The 8,220-nt window shown below is 39.1% G+C and carries 7 protein-coding genes; 4 read left to right on the top strand and 3 right to left on the bottom strand.

Translation table 11 applies throughout. The features are described from left to right. Nucleotides 1–73 precede the first annotated feature (73 nt). Complete coding sequence (locus tag CWC30_RS17555; protein WP_138627740.1) at nucleotides 74–907, top strand: AEC family transporter; 834 nt, start codon at nucleotides 74–76, stop codon at nucleotides 905–907. A 66-nt stretch (nucleotides 908–973) separates the two neighbouring features. On the opposite strand, the gene sixA is transcribed toward CWC30_RS17555, so the two are convergent. Beyond that, a complete protein-coding gene (gene sixA, locus CWC30_RS17550) occupies nucleotides 974–1,450 on the bottom strand; it encodes a phosphohistidine phosphatase SixA (RefSeq protein ID WP_171034749.1) in 477 nt (158 codons plus the stop codon). Nucleotides 1,451–1,634: 184 nt separating this feature from the next. On the opposite strand from sixA, the gene CWC30_RS17545 reads away from it, so the two are divergent. Together CWC30_RS17545 and CWC30_RS17540 are read left to right on the top strand one after the other, a co-directional pair. Next, complete coding sequence (locus CWC30_RS17545) at nucleotides 1,635–4,358, top strand: insulinase family protein (RefSeq protein ID WP_069440257.1); 2,724 nt, start codon at nucleotides 1,635–1,637, stop codon at nucleotides 4,356–4,358. 51 nt (nucleotides 4,359–4,409) lie between these two features. Next, nucleotides 4,410–6,650, top strand: coding sequence for a sensor domain-containing protein (locus CWC30_RS17540; RefSeq protein ID WP_138627739.1), 2,241 nt, complete (start codon nucleotides 4,410–4,412; stop codon nucleotides 6,648–6,650). On the opposite strand, the gene CWC30_RS17535 is transcribed toward CWC30_RS17540, so the two are convergent. Continuing rightward, nucleotides 6,647–6,841 carry a hypothetical protein gene (locus CWC30_RS17535; RefSeq protein WP_069440259.1) on the bottom strand — a complete coding sequence of 65 codons (195 nt, stop codon included), beginning with the start codon at nucleotides 6,839–6,841 and terminating at the stop codon, nucleotides 6,647–6,649. The two genes, CWC30_RS17540 and CWC30_RS17535, sit on opposite strands and share 4 nt — an antisense overlap. A 146-nt stretch (nucleotides 6,842–6,987) precedes the next feature. Next, nucleotides 6,988–7,560 (bottom strand): elongation factor P-like protein EfpL, encoded by a 573-nt coding sequence (efpL, locus tag CWC30_RS17530; RefSeq protein ID WP_024602810.1) that lies wholly within the window; start codon nucleotides 7,558–7,560, stop codon nucleotides 6,988–6,990. Nucleotides 7,561–7,753: 193 nt separating this feature from the next. On the opposite strand from efpL, the gene CWC30_RS17525 reads away from it, so the two are divergent. After that, nucleotides 7,754–8,140 (top strand): MmcQ/YjbR family DNA-binding protein, encoded by a 387-nt coding sequence (locus tag CWC30_RS17525; protein ID WP_138627738.1) that lies wholly within the window; start codon nucleotides 7,754–7,756, stop codon nucleotides 8,138–8,140. Nucleotides 8,141–8,220 lie beyond the last annotated feature (80 nt).

Below are 8,220 nucleotides of genomic sequence, written 5' to 3'. Positions count from 1 at the left end.
AAAAGCCTGATCGAATTTATCATGCAATGCTCGCTTTAGCATTTACTATGATGTGGCTACCAATGTGGGCTGATTGATATATGTACTACAAAGATCAACAGCCCCTAGTGTACCGAGTTTTTTATTTTTAAATATGGCCCAGGCAGACTTAAAAACCAGCGTGAGCTTAAATGGGTTTTTAAGCTTTTATATTCCCGTTATTTTAATTTATTTTTTTGCGCTCATTATTGACCGCTACACTCTCTCCAAACATCCTCAATATGAACGTCACAGTGTATTTGCCCTTGGCAGTAGTTATTCAAATACCGTATTGGTGGGCTTGCCCATTATTATTGCCGCCATGGGTGAGCAAATGATGGGCATTATTTTTATGATCATTACCTTTCATAGCGCGCTATTGTTCACCCTTACCTTTTTAATTAGTGCAAACAGTGCCAGTCATGTGTTTTCGTGGTCAACATTTGCCAAAAATATGTTACTCAATCCTGTCGTATTGAGTATTAGCATGGGTTTATTGGTAAATTTAGCAGGGATTACTTTATTTTTTGATTTAACTAATGGCATAGCGCTTTTAGCTAAACCTGCCATAGCCTGTGCGTTATTTGTATTAGGTGCAAATTTAGCTTTTTATAAAATTAGCGATAACTGGCAAGCGGCAGCTATTGCCAGCCTGTTAAAGCTAGTTATATTGCCCGCCTTAGTATTAGTGTTAGGCACACATGTATTTGCTATTAATGAGTCGCTGTTAAAAGTACTCGTATTATTGAGCGCATCGCCCTTGGGAGTTAATGCGTACTTAATTGCATGCCAAATAAAACAACATCAAGATACGTTAGCCAGTGCGGTTGTTTTATCGACAGTTTTGAGTGTGGTGAGTTTTAGTATGTGGTTAACAATTCTACTGTAGACAAATACCTAAAAGTAGTAGCATTTACCTAACAGAAAGTGGCTTAGCTAAATGCTAATTTACACGCTATGTATCTACATTCGCTGGTGCATTGATGGTGATATAATCACTTTTGTGGCGAGTTTCATCATAACTAATTTGTGCAACAGCGCCGGTATTAAAAATAGGCATGTGCCCAGCACACAACTGATCAACCAAATAGCTCACCATAGGCATATGGGCAACCACAAGCCAGGTATCGCATTCTGGATGAAGCGCGATTAACGTTTCTAAATAATCTGCAGCAACCTGCGGGTTACCTTCAGGAATAATATCTTGGCAGGTCTCTTCAAATAAAAAGGTATTATTTTTTTTAACACCCTCAGCTGTTTGCTGCGCTCTTACATAAGGACTCACTAATAACCCCGTTGGAGCATGCTTTTTTTGTAACCACAGCCCCATTTTTTCTACCTGCTGATGGCCCAAAGGAGTCAAATTTCTACTGACATCATCAGAGTGCATCGGTATTGCTTCACCATGACGCATTATCAAGATTGTTTTCATAAAAAATCAACCAATTAAAGAATATAAAACAGTAGCCAGTTTGCTCGAATTTCCGCTATATTAATAACTCAAACCTATTTATTTTCTTAAAATAGTTCTTTCATGATGTTCAGGTAAATAGCATTGCATTCCTGAAGTTATCATCTGTTGTTAACAATTATACGTTTAGTTTCAGGAGCATCATTTGAAAATCAGCACTAATGATAACAGAGCTTACCGCACACTAACACTGGACAATGGTCTAAAAGTACTTTTAGTGCACGATCAAGACTCAGCAAAAGCTGCCGCATCCATGGCTGTTAACGCTGGTCACTTTGATGATCCGCTTGATAGACAAGGCCTAGCGCACTTTTTAGAGCATATGTTGTTTTTAGGCACTGACCTTTATCCTGAATCAGGAAGTTTTAATAATTTTGTCTCGCAGTCTGGTGGCAATACCAACGCGTGGACTGGCACAGAGCATACCTGCTATTTCTTTGATATTAATAACCATCATATTGAAACAGCATTAGCGCAATTTAGTCGGTTTTTTATAGCGCCCAAACTAAACCCCGCTGAAACAGAAAAAGAACGTAATGCTATTGAGGCTGAGTTTAAATTAAAAATTAAAGACGATGGCCGTCGAATTTATCAAGTGCATAAAGAAACGGTTAACCCAGAACATCCTTTTGCCAAGTTCTCAGTGGGAAACTTGCAAACATTAGCAGATAGAAAGCGCTGTATTAGTGATGAATTACGTGACTTTTTTAATCAGCATTACCAAGCTCAGTGGATGACTTTAGTGATTTGTGCCAATGAGTCATTAGATACACTTGAGGCATGGGCAACCCAGTATTTCTCCCAGATAAAGGGAGATAAACACCAATTAAAGCCACCTATAGAAGCGCCGCTTTATCGCAGCCAAGACTTGGGTAAGTTGCTTCATATTGAACCACACAAACATGTACAAAAGTTGATTATTAGCTTTGCCATGCCAAACATTGACGATTTTTATCGTCATAAAACGGTCAGCTTTATTGCGCACTTACTAGGTTATGAGGGGCAAGGCTCGTTATATTCTGTGCTTAAAGAGCAAGGTTGGATCAATGCCCTCTCTGCAGGTGGCGGAATTAATGGCAGTAATTTTAAAGACTTTAATATTAGTATGGCGCTGACCGATGAAGGCATTGAATACTACGAAGATATTATTGAGATGGTGTTTGAATACATTTGTTTAATTAATAACAACACCAGCAAATTACCTCGCCTATATCAAGATAAGCAAAAACTATTACAAATCGCATTTGATAACCAAGAAAAGTCTCGCCTAATTGATTGGGTCAGTAATTTAAGTATTAACATGCAACACTACGATGAAGTTAATTACTTACAGGGTGACTATTTAATGGAAGGCTTTAAAGCCAGCGCGCATGAAATGGCTATGCAGTGGTTAACTCCGCACAACATGCGTTTAGTGCTTATTCATCCTGATGTAGAGCCTGAACACACAGCTGCTTGGTATAACACCCCCTATAAAATTGAAAAATTGTCGCTACATTGGCTCAAAGCACTTGCACAGATTAGCCAGCCACAAAGTGAAATGCTATTGCCCACGGCTAATCCTTATTTAGCTAAAGATGTCATTTTATATCCGGTTGAATCACAGCAACGACATCCAACATTACTGGTAAAAGAAGCAGGCTTTGACTTTTGGTTTAAACAAGACGCCACCTTTAGAGTCGCCAAAGGGCATTTTTATTTAGCCATGGACTCTGACTTTGCAGTAAAAGACGTGAAACATATGGCACTGACGCGGTTATTCTCAGATTTATTCATGGACAGTGTTGGCGAACAGTTTTACCCAGCGGAACTTGCGGGCTTAAGTTATCACTTAACCTCTCATCAAGGTGGCTTAACGCTTCACACTGCGGGGCTTTCTTCAAGCCAACTCGAATTAGTCGATCAGCTGATTGATGCACTATTTAACGTAAAAATTTGTGCCAAACGCTTTGCAGAATATAAAAAGCAATTAGTTAGACATTGGCGAAATAGCAATCAAAACAAACCCGTTAGTGAGCTATTTAGTATTTTAGGCGCTAAAATAATGCCGTGGAATCCTAAGCCTGACGAGTTAGCAAATGCACTCAAAGACACCTGTTTCCATCAGTTTAATGAATTTAGACAAGCGTTTTTTAATGCCCTTCATGTTGAGTCTTTTTTACATGGTAATTGGCAGCAAAATGATGCGCTTGAGTTTCAAAAGAAGGTCGCTCAGCACCTTAAAAAATCAGCCGTTATCAACGATTTAAAGCGCCCACTTTATGAAATTACTAAAGTGACTCGCTACGAGCTTGAACTTGCCTGCAGCGATAATGCCATGGTGATTTACTACCAAGCACAAAGCGATGACGTTATTGAAAAAGTGAAAATGATGGCGCTAAATCATTTAATTAATCAAGATTACTTTAATGAACTCAGAACCACGCAACAACTCGGTTATTTAGTAGGCGCAGGATACGCTCCTTTTAATACCCGTGCTGGTATTGCCTTTTATATACAATCACCAAAATTTGAGCCCACCACGTTACTGCACAGGCATAATTTATTTATTAGCCAGTATTTAGCAATAATTAATGAACTAACAGAACAAGACTGGCTGCAACAAAAACATGGATTAACAACCCATATTGCTGAAAAAGACAAAAATTTGCGTTTACGTTCACAACGTTTATGGCTTGCTATAGGTAATGGCGATCATCGGTTTAATATGCAGCAACGCCTGCTGGATTCTTTAAACGCATTAACGCTTGAAGATTTAAAAGCCTACGCCGCTGAAATTTTTAATGCAGATCGCCCAAGATATGAGCTTTTAAGTGCCAAATCTGTGAATTCGTCTGAGAAACTACCACTTCATTCGCATTCTCTTTGACTCTTGCTCGCGCTTGATTTAGATTGTCTTTTGTTAATAAGAAGTAAGACAATGAAAAAAATAAAAATAATAAAATATATTCTATTGTTGGCCTCTTTGGCCACAGCCTACTCTGCGAGTGCATTCGAGTCATCGTTTAACTTGAATTTAAATGCGTTGGTCGTGAGCGTGTGCGCAATAATGTTGTTAGTTGTAGTTTATTTGTTAACGATTGTTCACTCACTCAAGCGTTCACACTCTCAATTACAGCTTTCTGAAAAACGATTAAAAAGTACCGTAGAAGGCAGTGGTGACACTCTATGGGATTGGAATATCAAAACCGGTAAAGTTATTCGTATCAATGACAAATACGTGATGAATAGTAATAACCTAGTAGAATTTCCACCGAATAAAAGCTTGATCCATCCCCGCGATTTAACCCATGTTGATTACCTACTAAAAAAACACTTTGCCGAAGAAAGTACTTTTTTTGAAGCAACTTATCGCATTAAAGACAGCTTTGGTAAATGGCACTGGGTGCTCGACCGCGGAAAAATCATTGAAAAAGACGCTAACCTAAGCCCACTGCGAATGACTGGCACAGTCAGAGATATCTCGCAGTTAAAATCAACGGAAGATCGACTTAACTTATTTGCAAAATGTGTTGAGTCACTCACTGATGCGCTGGCCATTTATGATAAAGACTTTAGGCTGGTGGATATTAATCCCAGCTTTTTAACTTTGTTTGGCGGCGTACGCGAGCAATACCTAAAGAAAGAGTTTCATTTAGCCGGTTACGACAAAAGCTATATAGAATCCATAAAAAACACCGTTAGAAAGCACGAACATATTCAAGAAGAAGTAAAGCTTCGCAATAGCGATCATGCTCTGCTGCCATTTGAAATTTCAATAGATGAAATTAAAAACGCGCAAAATCAAATTACCAATTATGTCGTAGTGTATTCAGATTTAACTGAACGTAAAAAAACCGAGTCTGAGCTCAATAATTTATCAAACCGAGATCGCACCACCAGCTTACCTAACCGTAATTTGTTTTTTTCTGACTTACAAAAACTCGCAAAGCAGCATTCTCACCATGCCTTGTTAGTATTTGATTTAGATAACTTTAAAAAGATAAATGACTCATTGGGTCATCAATTAGGTGATAGCTTACTAGCAAAGCTTGCTATGCGTTTAAATAAGCTCACCCGTGAAAATGACGTATTTTATCGCCTTGGCGGCGATGAATTTGCGCTAGTTATGTCAAACACCAACGATATTCTCACTATCACTCGCATGGCTAAACAGTTTTTAGCGGCCATAGCTACACCATTTAAAATGGCAGGCCATGAACTTGCTATCACCTCAAGCGTTGGTATAGTGTTGTTCCCCGAAGATGGTAACACCCCCGAAATACTATTAAAGAACGCCGATACTGCGATGTATCATGCTAAAAAGAAAGGCAATAGCTATCTGTTCTTTAATGACACCATGAACCGCCAAGCAGTAAAACGACTGCAAATAGAAAACCTAATGCGCTTTGGCTTAAAAGAAGATCATTTTGAGGTGTATTACCAGCCTAAAATGAATATTCGTACTGGTAAGCTTGCTGGAATGGAAGCGTTGGTGCGTTTTATTACCCCGAAAAAGGGGGTTATCAGCCCAGGAGTATTTATTCCAATTGCCGAAGAAACAGGGCAAATTATTGAAATTGGTGAAGTAGTTTTAAACAAAGCTTGTCGCGATGTAAAACAGTGGCTAGATGCAGGTTTATTTAATGCCCGTGTTGCTGTTAACTTATCAGCAAAACAATTTAGCCTACCCGACTTAACCTCGCGCATAGATGTGATTTTACAAAAAAATGAACTACCCTCGTACTTTTTAGAGCTTGAGATAACTGAAGGCACCGTAATGGACGATCCACAAGAAGCCATTGCGATTATGCGCTCTTTAAGTGCCCGTGGAATTCACTTAGCAATGGATGACTTTGGTACCGGCTATTCATCACTTGCGTATTTAAAGCAGTTTCCACTCAATACGCTTAAGGTAGATAAAGCCTTTATCGATGATATGAAGACTGAACGTGGCCGCAATATGGTGGACTCTATCGTCACTATTGCGCATAACCTTGATTTGCATGTAGTTGCCGAAGGGGTGGAGCAAGCGTCGCAAATAAGCATACTTGAAGAGCTAAACTGTGAAACACTGCAGGGTTATTACTACTCTAAGCCACTGTCAAAAGATGAATTTACTGCGTTTTTAAAACAACAAAAAAGCCAATCAAAACTCAGTTTAATTAGAGCGACCAGTTAAGCACGCCATAGACACGCATTTACACCTATATTGCGTATCAATGCACGTCGATAATGCATATTAAACAAGCACCAAGCAACAGGACCAAACACGCCACCTAAAAATAACCAGCGTTTAACAGGCATGCCCTTTTTAATGGTTTCTAAATACATAAGCGCTATAAATACACCGCTAAGCAAAACAAATAACACCACCACCTCAACCAGCTCAAAAATAAGGCGCGTATAATAGCGTTAAATTGGCGAAAATTAAAGCAACACATTATTTGACCGTTACTCAGACACAAAAAAGCCGAGCAACTTAAATACTCGGCTAATCAACATAGATTTATAGCGGCTTACTTGTCAGCACGGCCCATAAACTTATGCTCTGCAGTATTAATACGGATGCGATCGCCCGTAGAAATATGCTCTGGCACTTGAATAGTTAAGCCGGTTGATAAACGAGCAGGCTTTGAACGCGCGCTGGCTGAAGCACCTTTAATTGAAGGGTCGGTTTCCTCAACTACAAGCTCAACACTTGAAGGAAGATCAAGCCCAACTGGCGCACCATCAATCACAATAACATGCACGCCCTGGGTCTCTTCGTTAACAAACTGAATCTCTTCAGCTATCGCGTCTTTAGCCAAGTTATAAGGCGTATAATCTTCGTTATCCATAAAGACATACTCATCACCATCAATGTACGACAGCATCGCTTCACGACGGGTTAAATCTGCAAGGTTAAGCATGTCGCTGTCTTTGAATGTTTCGTCAACTTTGCTACCCGTTACTACATCGTATAAACGCATACGGTATAAACTACCACCGGCACGACCTTGTGGTACAGAACGTACGATATCTTTTACTACTAATACACGGCCATTAAAGTCAATAGCCGTCCCTTTTTTAACATCACTTGCCTTTGGCATGGGTGAATTCCTATTGTTTTTTTGATTGCGAGAAACATACCACGAAACTGATTTTGTTCAACAATAAAGTGATATGATTAGCTTCTTACTTCGTACTGACTCATAAATCTGTAATTTAGACTTAAACTCGTGTTATTTAGTAGCAAAAAGCTGCTATGGTAAAGTTATCGATTATGACCTCAAGGAATGGCTCATGAACCAACAAACTGTACATACCTATTTAATGAACAAGCCGTTAGTTAAACTAACCCAGCCTTTTGCTAAAGATGTTGATGTGTATAAAGTAAACCATAAGATGTTCGCCACCCTTGCACTGAGCAATGAAGGTGAAACCGATGAAAACGGCGAACCTATTTGGTGGCTAAACTTAAAGTGCGACCCTGATGAAGCACAGTCATTACGTGACATTTTTCCTTCGGTAATTCCAGGTTACCATATGAATAAACGTCTTTGGAATACCGTGATTTTAGACGGCTCAGTACCACAAGGTGAAATTGAGCGTATGATTGATAACTCGTTTAATTTGGTGGTCGACAATATGCCTGATAAAGATAAAAAGGCCATTGAAGCGTTACTGTAAATAAGCGTCTATATCTCTATATTTACTGATAATCAAACATAAAAAAAGCCGCATAATTTGTAATGCGGATCGTTTAAGTT

It is taken from the genome of Pseudoalteromonas sp. S4741, assembly GCF_005886135.1.
Lineage (GTDB): Bacteria > Pseudomonadota > Gammaproteobacteria > Enterobacterales > Alteromonadaceae > Pseudoalteromonas > Pseudoalteromonas tetraodonis.
The sequence above is the reverse complement of the archived record's forward strand: the minus strand, read 5'-3'. Positions and strand labels throughout refer to the sequence as shown.

Excerpts from the sequence above, each read along its gene's own strand:
- sixA (WP_171034749.1), bottom strand. The coding sequence starts at position 1,450 with ATGAAAACAATCTTGATAATGCGTCATGGTGAAGCAATACCGATGCAC.
- efpL (WP_024602810.1), bottom strand. The coding sequence starts at position 7,560 with ATGCCAAAGGCAAGTGATGTTAAAAAAGGGACGGCTATTGACTTTAAT.
- CWC30_RS17540 (WP_138627739.1), top strand. The coding sequence starts at position 4,410 with ATGAAAAAAATAAAAATAATAAAATATATTCTATTGTTGGCCTCTTTG.
- CWC30_RS17525 (WP_138627738.1), top strand. The coding sequence starts at position 7,754 with ATGAACCAACAAACTGTACATACCTATTTAATGAACAAGCCGTTAGTT.